The sequence below is a fragment of the Streptomyces ambofaciens ATCC 23877 genome (assembly GCF_001267885.1).
In the GTDB taxonomy this organism is placed as follows: Bacteria; Actinomycetota; Actinomycetes; order Streptomycetales; family Streptomycetaceae; genus Streptomyces; species Streptomyces ambofaciens.
This window is the reverse complement of the sequence record NZ_CP012382.1, coordinates 549,093-572,535: the sequence shown is the minus strand read 5'-3', so window position 1 is coordinate 572,535 and position 23,443 is coordinate 549,093. Positions and strand designations below refer to the sequence as shown.

The window sequence follows — 23,443 nt, the reverse complement described above, 5'->3', positions numbered from 1 at the left end:
GCGGCGGACCGGGTCGCGGCAGGCCGGCGGGGCCGTGCCGGGGACACGTCTGCCGTCCGCCCGGCACCGTCGGCCGGCCGCGCCGGAGAGGGGGATCGACGATCCGTGGATAAGCGCGGGGCCACGCGCTAGAAAGGGACCGGTACGAGAGGGGGAAACGCATGGACATCGACCGGGCCGGGCTCGCGGCGTACCTGCGGCGCCGCAGGGAGCTGCTGCAACCCGAGGACGTCGGTCTCCCGCGCGGACAGCGGCGCAGAACGAGCGGTCTGCGCCGGGAGGAGGTCGCCGACCTCTGCCACATGTCGACCGACTACTACGCCCGCCTCGAGCGCGGGCGCGGCCCGCAGCCGTCCGAGTCCATGATCGCCTCGATGGCGCAGGGGCTGCACCTCTCCCTCGAAGAGCGGGACCACCTGTTCCGTCTCGCCGGTCACGCCCCGCCCGTCCGGGGCACGGGCACCGTCAGCGAGCACATCAGCCCCGGCCTGCTGCGCGTCCTCGACCGGCTGGGCGACACGCCCGCGGAGGTCGTCACCGAACTCGGGGAGACGCTGCGGCAGACCCCGCTCGGCATCGCTCTCACCGGGGACGGGACCCGCCACACCGGTCCGGCGCGCAGCATCGGCTACCGCTGGTTCACCGATCCGGAGACCCGCGAGCTCTACGCGCCGGCGGATCACGCGTTCCTCTCCCGGATGTTCGCGTCCGGCCTCCGTGAAGTGGCCACGCTACGAGGGCCGGGCTCCCGAGCCGCCGAGTACGCCGAGCTGCTCCTCGCGCGGAGCGACGAGTTCCGTGTCCTGTGGGACAAGCACGAGGTCGGCGTCCGACCCCATCACGTCAAGCGCTTCGTCCACCCGGAGGTCGGTGCCCTCGAACTGAACTGTCAGATGCTCCTCGACCCGGAGCAGTCACACCGCCTCGTCGTCTACACCGCGGTACCGGGCGGCGAGAGCCACGACAGACTGCGCCTCCTCGCGGTTATCGGCTCGCGGGCGCTGCGCTGAGGCCGGACGCCGTCCCGCCGGATTCGTCCGCCTGGGCGACGCCGTCGCCGTTTACAAACCCCGTGTACGGCCACGGCCTCACGGTCGGCGCGCAGTGTGCTCTCGCGGGCGCTGCAAGGGCCGCCCCCCGAGTGACAGCGAGCGGGAAGAACGCCGCGTCCTGAATCCGGTGGAGCGGGGCCCGGCGCGGCAACCGCCGCCCGCGTGGCCGCACCTGTCCGGAACGCACGCCGCCGTTCACGGTGATCGTATGAAGAATCGCCGTGACTTGTCCGGTGGGCCTGGAACGGCGTACCGCGCACGGTGAGACTGGCGGTCAGCCGTGGCGGCCGGGCCGGGGAGACGGCCGACCGCCGTACGTCGTCGGCCGAATATCGATGGAGGAGTCCAGATGCGTCAGTGCAAGGGTGTGGTGGCAGCCGTCTTCATGACCACCGCAGCCTTCTCCGCCCTCGTCCCCCAGGCCGTGGCGGCCTCCATGCCCTGGGAGACCGGCGGGCGTTCCGCGGCCACCACCCACCACGTCGTCCCCGCGGCGGCCGGCGACGGCGGGATCGTCGGTCTGCTCTGCGCCGGCGGCTGCCCGCAATGACCGGGCGCCGCCCACACCCAGCGCCGTGACGCAGTGGGGGCGCTGACCGACGGTCCCGCGGGCCCACGCCGGACAGGACGGCAGCCCCGAGGGGGCACGGCGCGGGCTGTGAGCGGACGGAGGGGCCGCGGTCACCGCTCGTCGAGGGACTCCTGCCGGGCGAGGAACCGTTGTGGCTGTGCGGACACTTGTTGCTGTGGACTTCCTCTTACATGAACGGGTCCGGTCCGGCGATCGGGCGGCGTTCGCCGAGATCTTCGACGAGCACGCGCGCGTCGTCTACGCCCACGCGATCCGGACGACGGGCGACTGGGCCGTGGCCGAGGACGTCCTGTCGCTCACTTTCCTGGAGGCGTGGCGGCTGCGTGACAAGCTGCGCGAGGAAGTCAGAAGCGTCCGGGCGTGGCTCTTGGGCATCGCGACGAACGTGATGCGCAATACCGCCCGGGCGGCACGCCGGCACCGGGAGGCGATGACCCGTCTGCCGCCGCCGGAAGCTTCGCCGGACTTTTCGGACGAGGTGGTCGGTCAGATGGCCGACGCTCAGCGGCTGGCCGCCGCTGCCAGAGCGCTGCAATGTCTCAAGCGCGGCGAGCGCGAGGTCTTCACGCTGGTCGTCTGGTCCGGCCTGGGGTACGCGGCGGCCGCTGAGGCACTGGGTGTTCCGGTGGGCACCGTACGTTCCCGGCTTTCCCGGGCGAGAGGGAAACTGCGCAGGCTCGTCGAGGAGGAACTGGCGGTGCCGAATGCGGACGGTGCGGAACCGCGGACCGGCAGCGGACACATCGCACAGCGGGGTGACCGCAGCCCGCACGCCCACCGAAGGAGACCACGATGAATCTGGAGCAGCGGGAACAAGTCGAGCGTGAGCAGGCGAGCCGGACGCTGCCTCCCGCGCCCTACCCGGACCCGGCACCCGAACGCGTGGCAGCACGCCGCGCACACTTCTTGAGCGAGGTCGACCGGCACGCGCGATCCCGCCCTTCCCGCCTCGCCTCGCGGCCGAGAGTTCGCTGGGGCCTGCTCCTGGGCACAGCGGTGGCTGCCGGAGCTGCCGTCGTCGTCCTCAGTCTCGGTTCCGGATCTCCTGACACCGCGCGTACTGTGCCACCGGCCTCGGCAGCATCGGTCCGGCTGCTGGAAAGAGCGGCCCTGGCCGCCGCGACGACACCGCGGACGACGGTGCGCGCCGGCCAGTACTCCTACGTCAAGACGGTGGGTCACACGTCGGTGCTGTCCGAGACCACAGCCGGCGAAATGGAGCTTCTGCGCGAGGACGAGAGCATGGAGCGGTGGACCTCGGTGGACGGCAGCAAGCCGACCATGCAGCGCAAGGGCGGCAGCGACAGCCTGCTGCCGGGCACTGCGGGTGGAGGGAACCTGAACGCGCCGACCTACATCTTCCTCGCCGCCCTGCCGGCCGATCCTGACGCCCTGCTCGAGCAGATCCGCGACGACGCCGAGAAGAACCACGGAGCCGGATCCGGCTCCACGACAGGACCGGACCAGGAAGCCTTCGTCACGATCGGCGACCTGCTGCGCAACGGGGTGACTCCCCCCAAGACCACTGCGGCTCTCTACCGCGCCGCTGCGCTCATTCCCGGAGTCGGCATCGTCCCCGACGCCGTGGACGCGGCGGGCCGGCACGGGGTCGCCGTCGCCCGGACCCACGACGGCGAACGCACGGAATGGATCTTCGACAAGAGCACGGCCCGGCTGCTGGGTGAGCGCACGGTCCTCGTGGAAGACAACGCCTGGGGCCGAGCCGGAACCGCCGTCACCTCCGTCGCCCTCATCGACTCGGGCATCGTCGACGAGGCCGGACAGACCCCATGAGATATGTCACAGCGCAGGGAGGCGGCATAGCCGAGTCGGCTCCCTGCCTGGTAGAGAACTCGCCACATGGTCGCGCACCTCGTGTGTGTAGGCGTTGTAGCGGCGCAGGCGTTGGCCTTGAGTGGCCCGCAGCCCTTGATCGAGGATTGCGCATGGCAACGGATCGGCGGTAGCGCTACCCCGGGTGGTGCCCGAGCCGGAACTCTGGGGCGGCCACGAGGGCCGTTGGCAGTGGCGATTGGCAAGATTGCGGCCATGAAGGTCACTCCTGTCACTCCGCCACGGCCCATCGACGTTGCCGCGGTCTTTCCTCAACTGGCTCCGCTGGCCCGCACGGCGACCCGCCTGCACCCCCGCACTGGGGCGCCGACATGGCACGACAGCTCGATCGGCGGGCCGCTGCTGTGGCCCGCTGAGGAGCCGTGGCCGCACTGCGAGGAGCCGCATGTGGTGGATGGCATCAACTCAGCCCAGTCCCCGGCGGATCTGTGGCTGGAACGACGGATCTTCGCCGCCTCGCACGGCCGGGACCTGACTCCGGAGGAACGGGAGACTCTCGAGCGGATCCGGCCCCCTCGGACGTATCCGGTGAGGCTGGCGGTCCAGGCGTACGACGGCCCCATAGCGATGCTGCCCGTCGCGCAGCTGTACGTACGGGATGTGCCCGATCTGAGCCCGCCGGAGGGCAAGGACCTGCTGCAGGTTCTGTGGTGCCCCTTCGATCATCTTCCTCGAACGTGGCAACGGTCATCAGGAGCTCCATGCCGGTGCCGCACTCGGAGCAGGGCTGCGAGCTGGGGTCGTTGGAGTCCCAAGCGGGCCAGCCGCCGACCTTCCAGCCGGGTGCGTTGGACAGCACACAGTCGTAGTACGTGTCCGGGTCCATGTCTTCCTCTGCCGCCTGCGGCACACTCCACTGCTTGAGCTGCTCCCGCAGTCCTTCGCTCAGCTCCAGATGGTCGGGGTACTCGGTGATCTGCTCCGGTTCGAGCACGCACGGTTCCGGTAGATAGCCGTCGAACTGCACTGCGGGCGGCTCGGGGGGCGTGTCGAGGATGTCGGCGACCGCGGCTGCCGAACGCCAGAAGAGCAGGGTCCTGGGCATGATCAGGGGACGACGCCGGCAACAGCTGGTCTCCGCACCCCCATCCAGGTGCTGGACCGTACCCCGGCCACCGCGGCTACAACGCGACCGGGGTCCAGATAGGCAGCGGCTACCGGCAGCACCTGTTCGTCTGCCCGGCGGAGCCCGAGCATCCCCACATCGAGTTGATGACGTAGCCCGTCCGCGGTGTGCAGCGGGGGCATCACGATGCGGGCATGCCGTGACGCCGGTGGCCGCGAGGCTCAGGGTGCCTGCCTGCGGCCCGACATCCGAACAGGAAACAGGCCATCCTTGACCCGACCACGATGCATCGCCCCAGGTTGAGCGCATCCCGGTGAGCTCGCCGGTCGGTAAGCCGCCCATTCCACCAGAGTTCGAGTCTTCCAGTGGAGCCTGATCCACTGGTCCTCGCGTTTATGCGCGTCGGAGGTCTCCGGGCAGGTCAGGACCGGCAGGGGGGTGCCTCTATGTCCTTCGTCAAGCGAGTCGAGGGCTCCTCGGCTCGTAGAAGGTTCCGTCGCGGAGCAGGGCGAACAGGACGCTGATGCGATGGCGGGCGAGGCGGAGGAGGGCCTGGGTGTGGGTTTTGCCGCGGGCTCGGCAGCGGTCGTAGTAGGTGCGGGAGGCGGGGTCGTGGAGGGCTGCGAACGCGGAGAGGAACATCGCTCGTTTCAGCTGCCGGTTGCCGCCTCTGGGGGCGTGCTCGCCGTGGATCGACGTGCCGGACTGCCGGGTTACCGGGGCGAGGCCGGCGTAGGAGGCCAGGTGGGCGGCGGTGGGAAAGCTGCTGCCGTCGCCGACGGTGGCCAGGAGGACTGCGGCGGTCCTGACGCCGATGCCGGGCATCGAGGTCAGGACCTGGGAAAGAGGGTGGGCCTCCAGCAGTGCCTCAATCCGCGTTTCCAGGGCCCGGCGTTGTTCGTGAACGGCGGCCAGCGACTTCGCCAGCGACGGGACGATCACGTCGAGGGTGCCGGTGCCCGGGACGACGACGGTCTGCTCGTCGAGTGCGGTGAAGGTGTCGTCGACCAGCCGCTCGGCCATGCGCGGGGCTCTCGGGCGGACGACCTCGACCAGCTTGCGGCGGCCCGCTTTGCGGAGTGCTTGCGGGGATCCGTAACGCTCGAGGAGCCAGGTCACTGCCGGATGGTCCAGGCGCGGGCCGAGGACGCGCTCCAGGCTGGGGTGGAACTGGGTGAGCAGGCCGCGGATGCGGTTGGAGGTGCGGTTGGCCTCGCCTGCGAGGTCCTGGTCGAAGCCGACCAGCATGGTCAGCTCCGCGGTGACCTCATCGGTCAGGTCGAGGGTGCGCAGGGTGTGGGGCATGGTGCGGGCAGCGTCCGCAATGACCGCGGCGTCCTTCGCGTCGGTCTTGGCCTCGCCCGGGTAGAGGTCGGCGATCCGGCGCATCGCCAGTCCGGGCAGGTAGGCGACCTGGCAGCCGGCGTCCCGGGCGACGGTCAGTGGGAGGGCGCCGATGGAGGCGGGCTGGTCCACGATCACCAGGACGGTGCCGAACTTGGCCGTGAGCTTGTCGAAGACAGCCCGCAGCTTCGGTTCGCTGTTCGGCAGCTGCTTGTCGAACACCTTCTTCCCGGCCGGGGTCAGGCCGTGGCCGTGATGCGTCTGCTTGCCGACGTCCAGGCCCAGGAAGACGCCCACCCCGTCGATGCTGATCACCGTGCCCCCACATGTGTCGATGCGTGCCGGCCTCAAGGTCGGGAGCCGTTCTCGCGCATCCACGTTATGCAGACCTGCCGCCCGCGAGCGGCCTGGCATTGCGCCCGGCCGGACGGTGGTCGGACCTCTGATCAGCGTCTCCGACGGCACCCCTCGGACCCGGTGACACCACCCCCCAGGTCATCCCATCGACAGGGGGCAACAGTCATGCCGGGCCCGGAGGCCAGCGGCCCTCTTGCAGGACCGCGAAAAAGATAACGGGGGCAGGCCGAGCCGTGGTGCTATGTCGGTGTTCGCCTCCTCCTCCCAGGTAGTGGCCCAGACCAACTCGCACTGCAGTCCTACGGCCACGGCGTTCTCACGGGCCCGCTCGCCGGCCCGCGAGGACGGAGCCTCGGGCAGGAGGTGAAGCGGCCGCAGCGTCGACCAGTCAGGGCCTTTGGGGTGCGGGTTCGCATACCCGCGTCAGGCTCGGCTTCGGTTGGGCGAAGGCCGACAACACGCCCACCCGGCGCCTCGGTCACATCAAGATCTCCCGCCGCCGCTTCGAAGCCTGAGGTACTTACTGCTCGTTTCAGAATGAGTTGAGCCCCAGGTCTTGCGCTCGGTGATCATGGGCGGCAAGGTCGCCGCGTGCGTGCTGATCTTGTTCCTGACGCCCTGTGGGAGCGGGTGGCCCCGCTGTTGCCGCCCGCTCCCGAACGGCGCCGACGGTGTCCCGGGCGGTTGCGTGTTTCCGACCGGGCGGCTCTCGCCGGCGTCATGTACGTGCTGCGGACTGGTGTCGCGTGGCGCGATGTCCCCGCGGAGACGGTGGGTTGTTCCGGAGTGACGGCCTGGCGTCGGCTGAGGGACTGGACCGAGGCTGGCGTCTGGCCACGTCTGCACGCCGCCCTGCTCACAGAACTGCGCCGCGCGGGCTCGTTGGACCTGGACGACTGCTCCGTGGACGGATCACACGTCCGTGCTCTCAAAGGGGGGACCATGTTGGGCCGTCGCCGGTCGACCGGGGTCGGCCGGGCTCCAAGCACCATGTGCTCGTTGATCGCCGCGGCACTCCGCTCGTCGTCTCGCTGACCGGCGGGAATCGGCACGATGTCACCCAGTTGCTCCCTCTACTCGACGCTGTCCCCCACATACGAGGAATGCGAGGCCGGCCTCGGAGCAAGCCCAAGCGGTTGTTTGCCGACCGCGGCAACGACTTCGACAAGTACCGTCGTCTGCTGTGGAAGCGCGGCATCAAGCCCTTCATAGCGCGACGCGGCGTCGCCCATGGTTCAGGGCTGGGCAAGACGCGCTGGGTGGTCGAGCGCACTTTCGCTGGCTCCATCAGTTCAAGCGGCTGCGAACTCGCTACGAGCGTCGCTCCGACTTGCATCTAGGGCTTCTGCAACTTGCGTGCTGTGTCATCTGCCTGCGCCGATTGTCCAAGAGCCGGCCCAGTGACCAGGCTGTCGGGCCCTGGCGGCAGTGATGCACTGGCGGACTGTCACACTCGCCGGATGACCTTGGAGAGTGCGCACGGTCGTGCCGTTGATCCGGAGGAACTGCTGCTACGGACAGACTGGAGTTCGGTGGAGCACTGCTGTCCGAACGTTGCTCCAGTGACGCCCGTGATCTTGCGACAACTACTCGACGACGACGCACGCAACCAGGGCGCTGCCCTCCGCGACCTGCAACAGGCCATCACCCATCAGAACACCTTCTACAATGCCACGGCCCCTGCAGCGTCATTTGTCGCGGCGAACCTCGGGCACCCGCGGACTCTTGCCATCGTCACTGACAAGAGACGGGGAGAAGCATCACATGCCACTGAGGAGCCTGGATTCTTCCTTCGCGTCGGCCTTCTGGACTGGCTCGGCAGCACCGCCGAAGACGCCAACGAAGAGTCACCTGACGGATATGCCGTCGACATCGAAGCGTTCCGCGTCCTTCGACCCACCCTCTTTGATGCCATCCACCCCTTCCTTGCGGACCGCGAGCCGGAGATCCGCAGGGCCGCCCTGGCCAGTGCACTTCCGTTGCTTACGTCACCCGTCCTAGCTCATCACGTCGAAGCTCTACGCAAGGATGCCCGGGCTCTTGCTGCCGACGACTCCCCGTACCGGCGGCGGGCGATCGAAACACTCGCTCGCTGGGGGGAAGACGTCACTCTCTTCCAGCAAGGCACGGACATGCAGGTGCATGCAGAGGGCTACGCGGACGACCCGCCATTTTGAAACGACCTTTAAGCCGCCTGGTCCCAGCTGTTCGGGAGGTGGTTTTCGTCGGGCGGGTGCTGAGTGGTCTTTTGACGGGCGCGCAGGATGGCCCAGGCCGGGATGGACAGGCTGGTGAGGTACCAGGGCAGGGGCCACACGACACCCCACCAGGGTGCCTGGGGTTCGAGGAGCAGGTCGGCGGCGGCGGTGGTCATGCCGGCGGCGAGGCTCCAGCACAGCAGGCGTCCGGTCCGCTGCACGGCGCGGGTGGTCCGGTGCGTGGCGGGGGAGGGGTGGCGGCTTGGGCTGGAGCAGGGCATGCGTCTGCCCAGTGCGTTCATCGGGGAAGAACGTCCTTCACAGCAGGGGTGGTTGCCGCGGGCTGGGGGACCACGCATGCAGGACGGGGAAAGTGTGCATTCCGTGAAGCCGTGCATGCAGGGGTGCCTCACGTCCGCCGCACGCTCTGAGACAACTTGCCTGGACAGCGCTTTCCGTCCATGACCGGCGACGACGGCCACCGAGTGCCGTCCGGCAGCGCAGGAGGCGGGCCTGAACCTGGCCGAAACAAGATGCCTGCTGACCTCCCCTTTCATGAAGAAAGGCCAGGTCACAAGGTTTCGGTCAAGGTATCGCCCAGGAGTGGTAACAGAACCATCAATTCCGCCCGGTGGGCAGGGTGGTTGGGGTGGTTAGGTTCCGGTTTGCTGTGCTGAAGCGGTGGGGCTGGTTCCGGCCCGCATGTCAGGGGCGTTCGGGGGGATGTCGCGCCGGATTGTGTGCTTCTCGTGACAGCTTGTGTGCCACTGGTGACCGCTGGGGTCGCCGGTTCTGACTTCCTGTGGGGGGAAGCTCATGCACCCGCGTGCCGACAGCACGCCGTTTCGGCGTGCCCGGAGAACACACAGAACCGCTCTCGTCTCGGCGATCACCACGGCCGCCGTGGTGATCGCCGCGGCTCCCGGCCTGGCGGCGACACCGAAGCCCGAGCTACCGCAGCCGGAGAGCCCGTGGACGAAGCCGACGAAGGTGGAAGCGCCCGCGACACCGGCCGGCTCGATCACGGCGCCGGAGTCGGAGGCCGAAGCCAAACCGCCGGCCGATGTCGCAGCCTGGAGGGCAGCGCAGAAGGCCCGTGCCACGGGCGAGGCACCGGCCAAGGACTCGGCGTCCCGCTCGGCGGCCACCGCTGCCGCGGCGTCCGACTACCTGCCCGAAGGCCAGGGCGAGGTGCCCTGGCACCAGATCCTCGACACCCGCCTCAACGACGCGCTCGTCGCGCGCATGAACATCTCCAACGGCAACCTGATGCTCGCCGCCACCGACTTCGACATCGCCGGCGTCGGCCAGAAACTCCAGCTCACCCGCACCTACAACTCCCTCGAAGCCCCGTGGGGGAAGGTGTCGCAGCACTGGTGGCAGGGATACGAGCGCTACCTGCAGATCAACGACGGCGAGGTCGAGGTCTTCGATGCCACCGGCAACCTGCTGCGCTTCACTGCCCGGACGGACGGCGGCTACACCACCCCGGTCGGCTACTCGAAGGACCTGAAGAAGAACGCGGACGGCACCTACACCCTCACCGACCGCAAGTCCGGCACCAAGGACACCTACAGCGAGCACGGCACCCTGACGAAGGTCACGGACAAGAACAAGGGCACGATCACCGTCGACCAGCACGACGAGGGCGGTGAGCACAAGGGCTTCAAGCTCACCGAGACCCGCTCCGGCCGATGGATCGACCTGGTCAAGACCTACCCGAACCAGTGGCAGGCCAAGGACCACACCGGCCGCACCGCCGTCCTCGACCTCGACAGCGCGGGCAACCTCGCCAAGGTCACCGACACCGCCGGCAAAGCCACCGCCTACGAGTACGACGCCTCGCGCCGGGTGACGAAGGTGACCACGCCCGAGGGCACCGTCACCCTGTTCACCTACGACAGTCACAACCGCGTCACGTCCATGCAGCGCGCTACGGAATCCGCCTCCGGCGGGCACACGGGCCCGACGTGGCGCTACGACTACAGCGCGGCCACCCCCTCCGACGCGGGCACGACGACCGTGACGGACCCGGACGGCGACGAGACGATCTACACGCACAACGCGGACGGTGAGGTCACCAAGGTCACCGACCCCCTCGGCCACTCACGCCACGCCACGTACAAGAACCACCTCACCCAGACCGCGATCGACGCGATGGGCACCGGCACGGACGGCACCGGCGGCAACACCACCACCTACGGCTGGGACAACCGCAACAACCCCGTCTCCCAGAAACTGCCCATGGGCGCCACAGCCTCCGTGACGGCGTACCAGACGATCGCGGGCACCGAGCTGCCCAACGACTTCACCACCGCGGACGGCCGCAAGGACTCCTTCAAGTACGACGCCAACGGCAACACGATGTCGGTGACCACGTCGGGCACCGCGGGCGGCACCCGGGAGTACACCTACAACGAAGCCACCCCCAAGTGCGGCGGTTTCGAGGGCCAGCGCTGCACCGCCAAGGACGCGGGCGGCAAGGTCACCTCCTTCACCTACGACGACCGGGGCAACCTGTGGAAGGTGAAGCCGCCGGCGCCGCTGGGGGAGACGACCTACACCTACGACGCGCTGGGCCGGGTGGAGACCGTCACCGACGGTCGTGGCATCAAAACCGTCTACGAGTACGACAACCGCGACCGCGTGCGCGAGGTCTCCTCGACCAACTCCACCGTCACCTACACCTACGACGGTGACGGCAACGTCACCACCCGCACCGACGCCTCCGGCACCACCACCTGGGAGTACGACAAGCTCAACCGCGAGAAGCGCCGCACCCTGCAAAACGGCGCCCAGACCGTCCTGGCCTACACCCCGGGCGGGGATGTCGACTTCTACACCGACCCGACCGGGAAGACGGACTACACCTGGGACGCGGCCGGCCGCCTCGATCACCTGACGGCGCCGGACGGCAAGAAGACCGACTTCGACTACAACAACAACGACAAGCGCACCAAGACCGTCTATCCCGGCGGCACCACCCAGACGGTGACGATCGACAAGAACGGCCGCCCGGAGAAGATCAAGACCACCTCGGGCACCCAGACCTTCATCGACCTCACCTACAGCTACGCCAGCGCGGGCAAGGACACCACCAAGATCCGCACCCGCACCGACAACCTCACCCAGTACAAGACCACCTACACCTACGACTCCCAGGACCGCCTCACCTACGCCCTGGAAGCCGACTCCGCCGGCGCGCGGAAGGCGTCGTGGCTGTACTGCTTCGACAAGGCCGGCAACCTCACCAGCCGCGATGGCAGCAAGAACACCTGCCCCGGCGCCACCACCTACACCTACAACGACGCCAGCGAGCTGACCGGCAAGAACGGCTCCACCACCGGCTGGTCCTACGACAAGCTCGGCAACGAGACCGCCGCCGCCGACACCACCCCCCGCACGGGCGAGTCCTGGACCGACCACAGCCAGCTGGCCGGCATCACCACCGGCGGCAAGACCTACGATCTGGTCCACGCCGGCACCAGCAACGCGGAGCGCACCAAGCTCGGCGACACGTGGTTCCACCACACGGCCCTCGGCCTGGCGTCCACGACCACGAACGGTGTCGACACCGGATTCATCCGCGAGCCTTCGGGCACGCTGAACTCCATGACGACTGGGGGGAAGTCCTACTACTACCTCACCGACGCCACCGGCAACGTCCTCGGCCTCGCCGACAGCACCGGCAAGCGCACCCACACCTACACCTACGGCCCCACCGGCCTCCCCCGCACCACACCCACGGAGTCCGTCCCCCAGCCCTACCGCTACGCGGGCGCCTATGCCGACCCGACCGGCCTGTACAAGATGGGCCACCGCTACTACGACCCCACCCTCGGCCGCTTCACCCAGCCCGACCCCAGCGGACAGGAGACCAACCCTTACCTGTACGCCGCCGGTGACCCCATCAATAGCTCTGACCCCACGGGGTTGTGGTCCGTAGCAGACACGATCAACACCACGATCGCAGTGATCGGTCTCGCTGCCGCCATCCCTACCGGCGGGGCCTCTTTGACCGTGCTCGGTGGAGTCGGCCTAGCCGTAGCCCAGACCGGACTGGTCTGGGCAGTCGGCTGCGGCTTCTCGGAGAATTGCTGAAACAGGAAAGTGGAAGCGATATGTCTCAGCGTGACGCAAACGGACTTTACATCCCCATAGCTGTCATCGTGTTGGTGGCCTGTGTAGGGGTTAGTATTTTCGCCGGAAATTCCGGAAATACTGGCCTTCAAACGGTGGCCATGGTCCTCGGCGGCGTGATTGCCGTGGCACTCGTGGCGCACAAAGTCGTGTCGATGCGAAACCGCTGAGGCCGCTTGCAGGGGCCGTGCCGATTTCGCAGACACGGCCCCTATTTCACGTCACAGCGCGAATGCTGCAGCATTGGGTGACGACTGAGAGGAATCCGTACTACAACCTCATCACACCGACCCCAACGGCCTCTTGGGCTGCCCTGGGTGGCTCGAGGACGCCTGCACAGTCACGAAGGAGTCCGCGATCGGCCTGTCGATGCTGGCTAAGACGTCGTTTCTTATGGCGTGACAGTTCGTTGATCCGTGCATGACGGATCTCGTGGAGTGACTGGTGCCGGACGAGTTGCGGGTGCTGTTCAGGCAGGTGGTACCACCGACTGAAGTGATACGTCCGCAGGGCGGCGGTCGACGCCGAGCAGGTGACCGCGAGGCCTTGGCGGCGATCATCTTCGTGGCGACCTCAGGCTGCACCTGGCGGCAGCTGCCGCCGGTGTTCGGCCCGGCCTGGCCCACGGTCTACCGCCGGTTCGCTCAGTGGAGCCGGGACCGGGTCTGGGCCAGGCTCTACCGCGTGATCCTCGACGAACTCGGAGCGCGAGGCGAACTGGACTGGTCCCGGTGCGCGTTCGACTCGGTCAGTCTGCGGGCCGCAAAAGGGGGCCATTGACGGGGCCGAATCCGACCGACCGCAGCAAACCGGGATCGAAAATCCACCTGATCTGTGACCGCAACGGACTGCCGCTGTCCCTGGGCATCTCCGGCGCGAACATGCACGACAGCCAGGGCCTGGAGCCGCTCGTCCGGGGCATCCCGCCCATCCGCTCCCGCCGCGGACCCCGGCGCCGGAAGCCGGCGAAACTGCACGCCGACAAGGGTTACGACTACGGCCACCTACGGCGATGGCTGCGCCAGCGGGGCATTCGCCCTCGCATCGCCCGCAAGGGCATCGAGTCCTCACAACGGCTGGGCCGGCACCGCTGGGTGGTCGAGCGAACCGTGTACTGGCTGGCCGGCTGCCGAAGGCTCCACCGCCGCTACGAACGCAAGGCCGAACACTTCCTCGCCTTCGTCGGCATAGCCGCAGCCCTCATCGGCTTCCGAAGACTGGCAGGCTGAGACGCCGGTTATCCGATGAACTGTTCCGTCGTCTGGCGATACTGCTTTGTTCGATCTTCCGTCAGTTTCCACAGAGCAGGAAGACCGCCCTCCCGCATCCGGGCTTCCGCCTCTTGCTGGCACGCTGCCTCGAAGCGGAGCAGGCTGTCGAAGGAGCCGATACGGACGGCGGTCGGCCAGGATGCCGCCGCCTTCGAGGTAAACTCCAGGGTCTTCGCTGACGTAATGTTCTGTTGCTTCGGCCTGGTCAGCACCACCGTGCCGAAGACCAGAGATGACCATCCTTTGACATAGGCGTGGCCGGCGAGATCTGCCGGATACCTGGCATCCAGGGACCAACTCTCGGCGAACGCAGAGCCGAGCAAGTTGTCATCGAGCCCTCGACCGTCGAGAAACGCTGTGATGTTCTCCAGCCCCGCCATGATCGGGTTGTAGTGGTCAAGCAGGGCAGATCGCGTGGTCAGTACCTGCACGGCTCCGCCCAGCCGGATGGCTGCGGCGCAACACAGCGCCGTTCCCGCAGCGTTAAACGCCTCGTCCACGATCCCCCACCCCTTGCCCAACCCCAGCGATGGCTCCTCGGCACGATAACCGCAAGAGCGCCATAACTGATCATTTCAGAATGAGTTTGGCTCACTGGCTTGGCAGTTGGGCTGGTGGGCGGCAGAGTTCTCCGGGTGTCGGAGGATCTTGTGCCTGATGATCTGTGGGATCGTGTCGCACCGCTGCTCCCGCCTCGGCCGCCGCGGCGTCGGCGGTATCCGGGCCGGCTGCCGGCGGATGACCGTGCGGCTCTGCGCGGGATCATCTACGTGCTGCGCACGGGTGTGACCTGGGCGGACGTGCCGACCGAGACGATCGGCTGCAGCGGGGTGACGTGCTGGCGGCGGCTGCGGGACTGGACCGAGGCCGGCGTGTGGCCCCGCCTGCACGAGATCCTCCTGGCGGAACTCCGCAAGGCCGGACTGTTGGACATGGAGGACGCCGCGGTCGACGGCTCGCACGTCCGGGCCCTGAAAGGGGGGCTCACACCGGACCTTCGCCGGTCGACCGCGGCCGTCTCGGCAGCAAGCACCATGTGATCACCGACCGGCACGGAACGCCCCTTGCGGTGTCGTTGACCAGCGGAAACCGTCACGATGTCACCCAGCTCATGCCCCTGCTGGACGCGATTCCCCGCATCCGCGGCCTGGTGGGCAGGCCACGTCACCGACCACGGCGGCTGTTCGCCGACCGCGGCTACGACTACGACAAGTACCGACGGCTCCTCCGCGCTCGCGGCATCACGCCGAAGATCGCCCGCAAGGGCACCGCCCACGGATCCGGCCTGGGCAAGACCCGCTGGGTCGTCGAGCGAACCTTCGCCTGGCTCCACCAGTTCAAACGCCTGCGGACCCGCTACGAGATACGAGCCGACCTCCACCTCGGACTGCTCCAACTCGCCTGCAGCATCATCTGCTTGAGACGACTCCGAACCTCATTCTGAAATGATCAGTTACCCGGGCCGGTAATGCTCGGTGAACAATCGCGCGACGAGTTCGCCTCGACTGGAGACCCCCGCCTTGCCGAAGACGGCCTTGAGATGGTCGCGCACGGTATGCGGAGAGATGAACAGCGTTGCGGCGATCTCCGTGGTGGGAAGCCCGCGCGTGATGAGCTGGGTGATCTCCAGCTCGCGTGACGTCAGGCCGTACGCCTCGGCTATGAGGACCGCCCGGTCGGCAGCGGCCGTCGGCTCGATGACGAGTGCCACGGGACCGGGTTGCCCAGCGGGGCCGCTGAGACAGGAGGCATGGCAGGTCAGCCAGTGGCCGTCGATGGTTCGGATACGTGTCCTCGCGCCGCCTGCCCGGGCGCGGCCCCGGGTGATCGCCCGGGCCTGCAGCGCAGTGGCGACCACCCAGATCGGCAGCCTCAGGCCCAACTGCGAGGAGATGGAGGGACCTTCAGGGAACTGCAAGAGGAACTGCCGCGCCTCTTCGTTGATCGACATCGGCTCGCCGGAGGGATCGAAGAGCACCAGTCCGGGCGCGGGTGCGTCAGTTCCGCCGCCGGACGCGGACGGGCGGGCGAACCGGCGTACCCGCGAGGCCAGCGGACCGGACAGACCGGCGAGCAGCGTGGTCTCGGCAGGACCGAAGGGGGCGCCACCGCGCATACGGAACAGACTCACCACGGCCCATGTCCGGCCACCGACCCGCAGCACGGTCCGTAGCTCGTCGTCCACGCCCTGACTCCCGAGCAGTCGGCGGAAGCGCGCGCTGCGCGCGGGCAGGTCGCCGGTGGCCGCGCGCAGACCGGCCGCCGGGACGGTGGCGCGGGCAAGGTCTCGGAACGGGAGGACGTTCTCCTCCAGGAGCTCGCTTTCCCAGTATTCGGCGCAGCCCTCGCCGGAGCCGAGGTTCTCCACCAGCATCGGCGCGGTGATGAGACCGGTCTCCGGGTCGGTGGCCGCCCATACGGCCGAGTCGAACGGCACGAGCCGTCGCAGCTTGGCGGACGTCCGGCTGAAGAGTTCGCGTGTGTCGGTGACCCGATCCGCACCCGACAGCACCTTGGCATGATCTGAGAGCATCTCGGCGTGGCGGCGCGCATCAGGCATGGAGATCCGTCCCGTGGTCTGGATGCAGGCCAGCCTGCCCGCACTCCTGTCCTGCGCCAACCCCCCATTTGAGGGGGTCATTCCCGGCCAGTCACCGCTCGTGGGGGATGGGGCTCGCTAGTGGCGACGGCGAGGCTCGATGAGGTCGCGGCTCCTTGCGGCGGCGGCCTGGCATAGGAAGGGAAGAACATGGACATCGCAATCGTCGGAGCGGGTGCAGCCACGGTCGGCTTGCTGGACACGCTGGCGGCCACCGCCGACAGCCCTGGGGCCATCACGGTGTTCGAGCCGTCCCCGCATCTTTGGCGAGGCCGCCCGTACGGTCCTGAACTGGACACAGTGCTGGTCAACGCACCGCCGACCATCATGTCGATCCGCCACTTGGACTTCGGCCACTACGCGTCCTGGCTGGGCACGCCCAGCTCGGCTCACCTCGACGAACGGCTGGGCCAGCCGCTGGTTCCGCGCGCGCTCTACGGCGAATACTTGGCGCACACGGCGGAGACGGCGCTGGCCTCCCTGCGCGAAGCCGGCTGGCGGGTGCGGATCGTCACCGCCCGTGTCGTCGGGGTAGCCCGACCCGGGGCCACCTGGTCGCTCCGTACCGAGGACGGAGGTGGGCACGAGGCCGACCACGTGGCCTTGTGCGTGGGCGGGGGGACGCCGCAGGACCACTACGGTCTCGGCGGCGCGTCCGGCTTCGTGGACGATCCGTACCCACTGGCACGCACACTCGATCGGGTCGCGGCCGGCAACAACGTCGCGGTCATCGGGAGCGGTCTGACCGCGGTCGATGTCGCCGTGTCGCTCGCCGCGCGCGGGCACACGGGGCCGATCACGCTGCTGTCCCGCAGTGGTGTGCTGCCCCACGTCTGGCAGCGCCCGGTCGAGCACCGGCCGCAGCATGTGACCGCCGAGCGGGTGGCGGCGCTGCACCGGCAGCAAGGCGCCGTCACTCTCGAGGACCTCATCGGGCTGCTGCGTGCGGAACTGGCTACAACCGGAGAGGACTTCGAAGGTTTCGCGGCCGACCTGCTGGCGACCACAACCGAAGATCCAGTCCGGCGCTTGCGGGCGCAACTGGACGCTGTCGACGACTCCAGGATCGGCCGCCGGGTCCTGCAGGAGGCGGCGCACAGCATCGGCCCCTACGCGTGGCGGCTGCTGCCCGAGCCCGACCGTGTGCGGCTGCAGCGCCACTTCCGCATGGCGACGAGCGTGGCCTCACCGATGGTCCCGGTGAACGCCGCCACCATGATGCGGCTGTTGGACTCTGGGCAACTCGCCCTCGCCGGGGGTGTCCACAAGATCAAGATGGTGCAAGGGGTGTTCCGGGTACACCGCGACAACGGCGAGCACATTTTCGACGCCGTCATCAACGCCGTAAACCCGCCACCGCGGGCGATCCCACGGGGGGCCAGGCAGTTGGTCACGGCCTTGCTGGCCGACGGCTCCGCCGAGCTGCACCCGGCCGGGGGGCTGGTTCCGGCTGACCCACGCCTGCACGTGGTGGGGGACCTCGCCGGCGGCGGTCCGTTCATTACGTCAAGCATTGCGGGCATAGCGGCCCAGGCGGCATGGGCCGTGCATACGATCGTCGCGGCCGGTGAGTGAATCCCCACCCACCCCTTTCGGAACGGCGATGCAGGAGTCACGCCCCAACCGCCGACCCGGTGCCAGGCTGATGTCCTGGGCAGTGGCGTGTCCGAAGCCTGTCGGGTCAGGCGTTGAGTGCGTGTCCGGTTGTCGAGTCGACGTGCTCTGGGATCTCGTCGTGACGATCGCCCACGGTCGGTGTCCCGGTGGGCTCGAACATGAGGATTGCGGCGCCGGACGGAGCGTGCGGCTTGTGCTCCGTGCCTCGGGGAACGGTGAAGACCGCCCCCTGGGGGAGCAGGACAGTGCGCTCCCCGTCGGGCTCGCGCAGGGAGATGCGCAGCTCGCCGTGGAGTACCAGGAAGAACTCGTCGGTGTCGTCGTGGACGTGCCAGATGTGTTCGCCCTCGACTTTGGCGATGCGGACGTCGTAGTCGTTGACGCGAGTGACGATGCGAGGGCTCCACAAGGCATCGAAGTAGGTCAGAGCCTTGTCGAGAGAGATGGGTTCGCTGCTCACGGGCTCATCCTGAGCCGTTTCGCATGGCCGCCGTGAGTGCTAGAAATCGCACATGGCGAAAGAATCCTCGCATGCAGCTCGTGCGGCGGGCCTACACCGGGTCGTCGTAATCGTGGACGAGAACTCGAATCCCTTCGAGCTCGGCTGCGCGACCGAGGTCTTCGGTCTGCGCAGACCAGAGATCGGCCGTGATCTCTACGACTTCAAGCTCTGTTCCCCCGAGCCCCGAACCCTGATGCGTGACGCATTCTTCACGCTCACGGGCGTCGCCGACCTGGAAGCTGCCGACGCGGCGGACACCTTGATCGTTCCCAACCGCCCGGACATCGAAGTGCCCCGCCGTCCTGCCGTGCTGGACGCCGTCCGCCGTGCACACGCCCGCGGCGCGCGACTGGTCGGCTTCTGCAGCGGCGCCTTCACACTGGCCGAGGCCGGAGTCCTCGACGGTCGCCGGGCCACCGCACACTGGCAGTGGGCGGATTCCTTCCGGGTCCGCTTCCCCTCTGTCCAGCTCGAAGCAGACGTGCTGTTCGTGGATGACGGTGACATCCTCACCGCGGCAGGGAGTGCAGCTGCGCTTGATCTTGGGCTGCATGTGGTCCGCCGCGACTACGGCGCGGAGGTCGCCAACGCTGTAAGCCGACGGCTGGTCTTTGCGGCGCACCGGGACGGTGGGCAGCGGCAGTTCGTGGAGCGTCCCATGCCCGACCTGCCGGACGAGTCCTTGGCGCCAGTTCTGGCCTGGGCTCAGGAGCGGTTGGACGCGCCGCTCACTGTCTCTGGCCTCGCGACGCGTGCGGCGGTCAGTCCGGCGACTCTGCATCGCCGCTTCCAGGCGCAACTGGGTACAACGCCGCTGGCGTGGCTGACGGGGGAACGGCTTGCTCTGGCGTGCCGGTTGATTGAGCGAGGTGAGTCCCGCTTCGAGGTGGTCGCGCGACGCAGCGGGCTTGGTACCGCTGCCAATCTGCGCACGCTGATGCGCAGGGAGATCGGCATCACACCGTCGGCGTACAAGCGCCGGTTCGGGCCGGAGACGACCTGAGGGCGGATATCCCTTGTGCGGATCCCCGAACGTCGACGGCCGGTGGGGTCGATGGAGGCGCCGTCGAACCTCGTTGCAGGGCCGCAACGACGAGGCGGGCCTGCTGCGGTTCATCGCGCGGACGGCCCCGCTGTCGGCGACGGACAGCGGGAGGTCGGCGCTCTCCGCTTCCTGGGCGACATCCGTGGCGGCACCGCCGCTTCTCGGCGGGCTGGGGCACGCACAAGATGATCGAGCACCGGCCGGTGGTGCCATCAGGAACGATCAACGTCATTGTTCTCCTTCCGCCTGTCCTACCCGGGCAAGGCCGTCCACCGTGTCTTCGCCTCGTCTGCCACCGCAACAGCGAGCCACCCTTGAGGCCTGTCTCGCTCCCCGTTGACCGGTTCAAGCTGCGGTGACAGCGGCCTCGGCGGGAGGCGCCCCATAGGCGAGCAACTCGTCGTATGTCCTGCCCTGCTTCGGGCAGTGGCAGAGCCGTCCGATCATGAGGTTGAAGAGATTGCGTTGGGCGCCGGCGTGCCAGTCCCCGGCCTCGCGGCGACGCCGGTAGTGAGTGCCAGCCCCGCGCGAATGCCGGAGAGCGGCGAAGGCCCATAGGCAGTCGGCGTGGTTGAGCCGGTCGTTCTCACCCAGCGTCTGGTGATGGCGGACTTCTTGCCGGAGGCACGTGACGGGTGAGGAGCCGGCGTAGGCATGGAGGCCGCGGGCGTCGGCGAAGCGGGTGCGGTCGTCGCCGATCTCGGCCAGGACTCTGGCGGTGATCTGGATGCCGAGGCCGGGGAAGCTCAGCATGATCTCAGCGTCCGGGTGCTGGGGAAGGCTTCGTCCATCGCTGCGGCGAGCTGGTCGGCGGCGGTGCAGGCCGCGTCCAGCTGGATGAGGAGGGCGAGCATCTGCTTGCCGAGCGAGTCCTCGACCGGTGGCGGCTGGTGGGCCCACTCGGCGCGGAAGACCTCGCGGAGACGTTCGGCCTCTGCTTCGATTCCGCGCTGGCGATCGGCTTGCTTGAGGGCGGCCTGGATCGGGGTGCGGGTCAGTCGCGCGGCCCGGACTGTGGCGGGGCGGTCTTGAGGAGTTCGCGGGCCTCGGACGGCACAGGCCGATGGTCCAGGCGGCCAGGGCGGCAGGGTAGTACTCACACAGCAGGGGCCGGAGTTGGTCGGCGAGCTGCTGCCGATTCCACAGAGAGTCCAGCTGTGCGAGGCGGTCGGTGCCCATGTCCCCGCGGGCGTAGAAACGCCGGTTGTCGGCGATCCACTGCCCGAACGGGAAACCGGCGAGCGAGGCCGGCCACCCTGCCTACTCGATCTCTTGGAAAACGGGACCGCCCGTGTCGAAGAGGACCTTTTCTCTCACCCAGCGGGGCGCATCACCATCCGTGTCCATGTCCAGGTACTGGCACTCATATCCGGTGTCGTCCCCGAGCTTGGCCTTCTTGAAGGCGGGGATCCGGTCGCAGCGCATTTCCTTCGCGGTCTTGTGGTGCTGCTCCCAGAACAGGCCGTAGACCGCCTTGGCCAGCAGCACGCCCGAGTCAGGAGGGTAGACGTCGTACCAGATGAACTGCGAAGGCCCGGAGCCGGAGATGTCTGAGACCCACACGTCCCACGTCAGCTTCGTATCTTGGTAGGTGACAGTGCACAGCGTTTTGTGCCCAGCCTTCGGCGTGACCTGACCACCCTCACATCCAGCACTGACCTTGGAGTGGATTCTCGTCATGACGAGCGTCTTCTCCTGTATCTCGCCCAGCACCCTCTCGGTGAGCGAGGCGTCACCGGACGCCGGCGGCAGGCCCATTTCTGCACGTTCGGAGCCGATGCCAATGAGCTCCGGTTCTTCCGCATCGACCACGACCGGCAGTTTCCTGATCGTTGGCATGGCTCTGGTGCTCGTGCCGCCGTCCCCATCGGAATCCGACCAGACCGCTATCCCAATGCCCACTGTCGCCAAACACACAACGACCACCACGGATACCGCTTCGAAGCGGCCAAGGCGTGTGCGGCGACGTCGAATCACCGGGCCAGCCTAGAGGGGCGACTCGGTCCCGGGCCAGACTGAGGTGCTGCGCTGCGCGCGGTTGGACGCCGGGGCAGGCGCCCCGCAGGCAACCCTCGGCCCCGGTCGACAACCTGCTGCGCGACCGGCCCCACCGTGCGGCCTGCTGGTCACCACCACACCAGCACCAGCACCATCAGTCGCCATGGTGTCAGGCGGATGACGGTCAGCCTCGGCTCGCCTGCTGAGGTGGTCCGCTCAGGAGACGCCGCCCCTTGTCCACGAGGCGGCCGTCGCAGCGTGACTCGGCCAGCCTGCGCGGTGTCCCGGAGTTCGTGGACGCCGGCCGTCAGGGTGCCGTCCTCGTGCCTCGTCCGCCCGCGCCCGTACCTCAGGCAGGGCGCGGGCGGGCCGTCCAGACCGTGCCGCGCGCCTCGTACTCCAGCATGGCCTCCAGGCCTAGCGCGGTGTCGACGCCCAGCTCGCGGCGGGCCAGCCACAGGGCGAGGTCCAGGCCGGAGGTGACGCCTCCGGCGGTGACCAGGTCGCCGTCGTCGACGACCCGGGCGTTCTTCAGCAGCCCGCCCTGCTCCTCGAGGTCCTGCCGTGCCCGGTGGTGGGTGGTGCAGGGCCGGCCCCGGGTCAGGCCGGCCGCGGAGAGCAGCATCACCCCGGTGCACAGCGCGCTGATGGTGAGTCCCGGACGAGGGGACTGGGCCAGGGCCCGGGGCAGCGCTCCCCGCCGGATCTCGGCCCAGACGCCGGGGTCGTCCCGGCGGGCGTAGCCACCGCCCGGGACCACGAGGAGATCGGCCTGCTCCGGCGCCCACGCGTGGTCGACGCGCAGGGTGGTGCCGAAGGCGGCCCTGACGGTGCGTGGGCCGCCGAGGGCGACGTAGCGCACGTCGACCAAGCGGTCGGTGAAGTAGTCGGAGGCGGCGAGCACTTCGTAGGGGGCGGAGAGGTCCAGTTCCTCGACGCCGTCGAAGAGAACGACGTGCACGCGGAAGGGGGCGCCGTCGCCGCGCGGCGAGGGAGCCGCGGCGGCAGTGGGCGGGGCGGCGCCGGCGGCGAGGCCGGCGGCACCGAGAGCGGTCGCGCCGCGCAGGAGGGTGCGTCGTTTCACGGATCGTCCCTTTCGCTGGGTGGGGGCAGGTGCAAGAGGGGGCCCTGGAGGCCAGGCGGCCCGGTCGGTGGGTCAGCCGGCGAGCGGCTCGTCGGCGAGGTAGGGGGGCGCGGGGTCGTACTGGAGCTCGCGGCGTACGGCGCGTGCGTGGTCACGGCCGTGCAGCCGGCCGACGAGCCAGAGCGCGCTGTCGATCCCGGCGGAGACGCCCTGGCTGGTCAGGAGCCGACCGTCGACGACGTACCGGGCGTCGGACACGACGGTGACGTCCCCGCGTGCCGCGAGGGCCACCTCGTACTGCCAGTGGGTGGCCACCCGGTGGCCGCGCGCCGGTCCGGCAGCGTGCAGCAGGAAGGCGCCGGTGCACACCCCGACCACCCACTGCGCCCGCGCGGCCCGGCCGGCGAGCCATCCGGTGACGCGCGGATTGTGCGGCTCGGCCTCCCGGGCCCCGGAGCCACCGGGAACGAGCAGGACGTCGAGCGGCGGATGGTCGTCGAGGGTGCGGTCCGGCAGCACACGCATGCCGTTGGCACAGCGCACCGGACCGGGCCGTTCGGCGAGGAGGATCGCGGTGTCGGCGCCGTCGCGCAGCGCCGCGGAGGTGGTGAAGACTTCCCAGGGGCCCGCGAAGTCGAGTTCCTCCGCGGTGTCGAAGAGGAGGATGCCGTAGGTGGTCATCGCTGAGCCGTTCGGTGTCGGGGCTGCCGCGGGGGAGCGGTGC

20 protein-coding genes and 1 pseudogene are annotated in these 23,443 nt (G+C 68.7%); 11 read left to right on the top strand and 10 right to left on the bottom strand.

Translation table 11 applies throughout. From position 1 onward, the window contains the following. The first annotated feature begins 161 nt into the window (after window positions 1–161). From SAM23877_RS02545 to SAM23877_RS02530, 4 genes are all read left to right on the top strand, one after another. A complete protein-coding gene (locus tag SAM23877_RS02545; RefSeq protein ID WP_053126465.1) occupies window positions 162–1,010 on the top strand; it encodes a helix-turn-helix transcriptional regulator in 849 nt (282 codons plus the stop codon). 391 nt (window positions 1,011–1,401) lie between these two features. Beyond that, window positions 1,402–1,602 (top strand): hypothetical protein, encoded by a 201-nt coding sequence (locus tag SAM23877_RS02540; protein ID WP_053126463.1) that lies wholly within the window; start codon window positions 1,402–1,404, stop codon window positions 1,600–1,602. A 196-nt stretch (window positions 1,603–1,798) separates the two neighbouring features. Beyond that, window positions 1,799–2,440, top strand: coding sequence for an RNA polymerase sigma factor (locus tag SAM23877_RS02535; RefSeq protein WP_053126461.1), 642 nt, complete (start codon window positions 1,799–1,801; stop codon window positions 2,438–2,440). Further along, window positions 2,437–3,438: a CU044_5270 family protein gene (locus SAM23877_RS02530; RefSeq protein WP_053126459.1), complete on the top strand. Its 1,002-nt coding sequence runs from the start codon at window positions 2,437–2,439 to the stop codon at window positions 3,436–3,438. Before SAM23877_RS02535 ends, SAM23877_RS02530 begins: the two co-directional genes overlap by 4 nt. 1,582 nt (window positions 3,439–5,020) lie before the next feature. Here SAM23877_RS02530 and SAM23877_RS02520 read toward each other — a convergent pair. Then, window positions 5,021–6,223, bottom strand: coding sequence for an IS110-like element ISSam1 family transposase (locus tag SAM23877_RS02520; RefSeq protein ID WP_053126455.1), 1,203 nt, complete (start codon window positions 6,221–6,223; stop codon window positions 5,021–5,023). Between the two features lie 633 nt (window positions 6,224–6,856). On the opposite strand from SAM23877_RS02520, the pseudogene SAM23877_RS37065 reads away from it, so the two are divergent. Continuing rightward, window positions 6,857–7,697, top strand: a pseudogene (locus SAM23877_RS37065) (IS5 family transposase). Window positions 7,698–7,725: 28 nt separating this feature from the next. Further along, the gene (locus tag SAM23877_RS02515) at window positions 7,726–8,442 is read left to right on the top strand and encodes a hypothetical protein (RefSeq protein ID WP_159041973.1); all 717 of its coding nucleotides are present in this window, start codon (window positions 7,726–7,728) and stop codon (window positions 8,440–8,442) included. Between the two features lie 8 nt (window positions 8,443–8,450). Here SAM23877_RS02515 and SAM23877_RS02510 read toward each other — a convergent pair whose 3' ends face one another. Next, window positions 8,451–8,765: a hypothetical protein gene (locus SAM23877_RS02510; protein WP_053126449.1), complete on the bottom strand. Its 315-nt coding sequence runs from the start codon at window positions 8,763–8,765 to the stop codon at window positions 8,451–8,453. A gap of 601 nt (window positions 8,766–9,366) precedes the next feature. Here SAM23877_RS02510 and SAM23877_RS02505 point away from each other — a divergent pair. Together SAM23877_RS02505 and SAM23877_RS02495 are read left to right on the top strand one after the other, a co-directional pair. Further along, a complete protein-coding gene (locus tag SAM23877_RS02505; protein WP_244902904.1) occupies window positions 9,367–12,564 on the top strand; it encodes an RHS repeat-associated core domain-containing protein in 3,198 nt (1,065 codons plus the stop codon). A gap of 480 nt (window positions 12,565–13,044) precedes the next feature. Beyond that, a protein-coding gene (locus SAM23877_RS02495) for an IS5 family transposase (RefSeq protein ID WP_425314781.1) occupies window positions 13,045–13,832 on the top strand; the annotation gives its coding sequence in 2 pieces (ribosomal slippage) (window positions 13,045–13,360 and window positions 13,360–13,832; 789 coding nt in all). Between the two features lie 8 nt (window positions 13,833–13,840). Here SAM23877_RS02495 and SAM23877_RS02490 read toward each other — a convergent pair. Further along, window positions 13,841–14,374, bottom strand: coding sequence for a hypothetical protein (locus SAM23877_RS02490; RefSeq protein WP_159041972.1), 534 nt, complete (start codon window positions 14,372–14,374; stop codon window positions 13,841–13,843). Window positions 14,375–14,509: 135 nt separating this feature from the next. On the opposite strand from SAM23877_RS02490, the gene SAM23877_RS02485 reads away from it, so the two are divergent. Further along, window positions 14,510–15,318 (top strand): IS5 family transposase gene (locus SAM23877_RS02485; protein ID WP_107408710.1). Its coding sequence is split into 2 segments (ribosomal slippage): window positions 14,510–14,849 and window positions 14,849–15,318, totalling 810 coding nucleotides; the frame shifts between segments, so codons are not numbered across the junction. A gap of 9 nt (window positions 15,319–15,327) precedes the next feature. On the opposite strand, the gene SAM23877_RS02480 is transcribed toward SAM23877_RS02485, so the two are convergent. Then, window positions 15,328–16,434: a response regulator transcription factor gene (locus SAM23877_RS02480; protein ID WP_053142082.1), complete on the bottom strand. Its 1,107-nt coding sequence runs from the start codon at window positions 16,432–16,434 to the stop codon at window positions 15,328–15,330. A 189-nt stretch (window positions 16,435–16,623) separates the two neighbouring features. Between SAM23877_RS02480 and SAM23877_RS02475 the strand changes: the two genes are divergently transcribed. Then, on the top strand, window positions 16,624–18,048 hold the full coding sequence (locus tag SAM23877_RS02475; RefSeq protein WP_053126441.1) for an FAD/NAD(P)-binding protein: 1,425 nt from the start codon (window positions 16,624–16,626) through the stop codon (window positions 18,046–18,048). A 106-nt stretch (window positions 18,049–18,154) separates the two neighbouring features. On the opposite strand, the gene SAM23877_RS02470 is transcribed toward SAM23877_RS02475, so the two are convergent. Beyond that, window positions 18,155–18,550, bottom strand: a complete 396-nt coding sequence (locus tag SAM23877_RS02470; RefSeq protein WP_053126439.1) for a cupin domain-containing protein — start codon at window positions 18,548–18,550, stop codon at window positions 18,155–18,157. A gap of 52 nt (window positions 18,551–18,602) precedes the next feature. Here SAM23877_RS02470 and SAM23877_RS02465 point away from each other — a divergent pair, with 52 nt between their 5' ends. After that, a complete protein-coding gene (locus SAM23877_RS02465; RefSeq protein ID WP_053126437.1) occupies window positions 18,603–19,595 on the top strand; it encodes a GlxA family transcriptional regulator in 993 nt (330 codons plus the stop codon). A gap of 387 nt (window positions 19,596–19,982) precedes the next feature. Here the strand turns inward: SAM23877_RS02465 and SAM23877_RS39600 are convergent, their stop codons facing one another. The 5 genes from SAM23877_RS39600 to SAM23877_RS02445 all read right to left on the bottom strand — a co-directional run bounded on the left by SAM23877_RS39600 (window position 19,983) and on the right by SAM23877_RS02445 (window position 23,400). Further along, a complete protein-coding gene (locus tag SAM23877_RS39600) occupies window positions 19,983–20,390 on the bottom strand; it encodes a transposase (protein ID WP_159041971.1) in 408 nt (135 codons plus the stop codon). Next, window positions 20,384–20,737 carry a hypothetical protein gene (locus SAM23877_RS39595; protein ID WP_159041970.1) on the bottom strand — a complete coding sequence of 118 codons (354 nt, stop codon included), beginning with the start codon at window positions 20,735–20,737 and terminating at the stop codon, window positions 20,384–20,386. Before SAM23877_RS39595 ends, SAM23877_RS39600 begins: the two co-directional genes overlap by 7 nt. Before the next feature lie 160 nt (window positions 20,738–20,897). Then, on the bottom strand, window positions 20,898–21,614 hold the full coding sequence (locus SAM23877_RS40510; protein WP_159041969.1) for a hypothetical protein: 717 nt from the start codon (window positions 21,612–21,614) through the stop codon (window positions 20,898–20,900). A 370-nt stretch (window positions 21,615–21,984) separates the two neighbouring features. Then, complete coding sequence (locus SAM23877_RS02450; protein WP_053126433.1) at window positions 21,985–22,719, bottom strand: DJ-1/PfpI family protein; 735 nt, start codon at window positions 22,717–22,719, stop codon at window positions 21,985–21,987. A gap of 72 nt (window positions 22,720–22,791) precedes the next feature. After that, the gene (locus SAM23877_RS02445; protein ID WP_053126431.1) at window positions 22,792–23,400 is read right to left on the bottom strand and encodes a DJ-1/PfpI family protein; all 609 of its coding nucleotides are present in this window, start codon (window positions 23,398–23,400) and stop codon (window positions 22,792–22,794) included. Window positions 23,401–23,443 lie beyond the last annotated feature (43 nt).

What these genes read in the sequence shown, in the direction of transcription:
- SAM23877_RS02510 (WP_053126449.1), bottom strand. Translation starts at nt 8,765, where the DNA reads ATGAACGCACTGGGCAGACGCATGCCCTGCTCCAGCCCAAGCCGCCAC.
- SAM23877_RS02445 (WP_053126431.1), bottom strand. Translation starts at nt 23,400, where the DNA reads ATGACCACCTACGGCATCCTCCTCTTCGACACCGCGGAGGAACTCGAC.
- SAM23877_RS02515 (WP_159041973.1), top strand. Translation starts at nt 7,726, where the DNA reads ATGACCTTGGAGAGTGCGCACGGTCGTGCCGTTGATCCGGAGGAACTG.
- SAM23877_RS39600 (WP_159041971.1), bottom strand. Translation starts at nt 20,390, where the DNA reads ATGCTGAGCTTCCCCGGCCTCGGCATCCAGATCACCGCCAGAGTCCTG.
- SAM23877_RS02480 (WP_053142082.1), bottom strand. Translation starts at nt 16,434, where the DNA reads ATGCCTGATGCGCGCCGCCACGCCGAGATGCTCTCAGATCATGCCAAG.
- SAM23877_RS02475 (WP_053126441.1), top strand. Translation starts at nt 16,624, where the DNA reads ATGGACATCGCAATCGTCGGAGCGGGTGCAGCCACGGTCGGCTTGCTG.
- SAM23877_RS02530 (WP_053126459.1), top strand. Translation starts at nt 2,437, where the DNA reads ATGAATCTGGAGCAGCGGGAACAAGTCGAGCGTGAGCAGGCGAGCCGG.
- SAM23877_RS02465 (WP_053126437.1), top strand. Translation starts at nt 18,603, where the DNA reads ATGGCGAAAGAATCCTCGCATGCAGCTCGTGCGGCGGGCCTACACCGG.
- SAM23877_RS02540 (WP_053126463.1), top strand. Translation starts at nt 1,402, where the DNA reads ATGCGTCAGTGCAAGGGTGTGGTGGCAGCCGTCTTCATGACCACCGCA.
- SAM23877_RS02545 (WP_053126465.1), top strand. Translation starts at nt 162, where the DNA reads ATGGACATCGACCGGGCCGGGCTCGCGGCGTACCTGCGGCGCCGCAGG.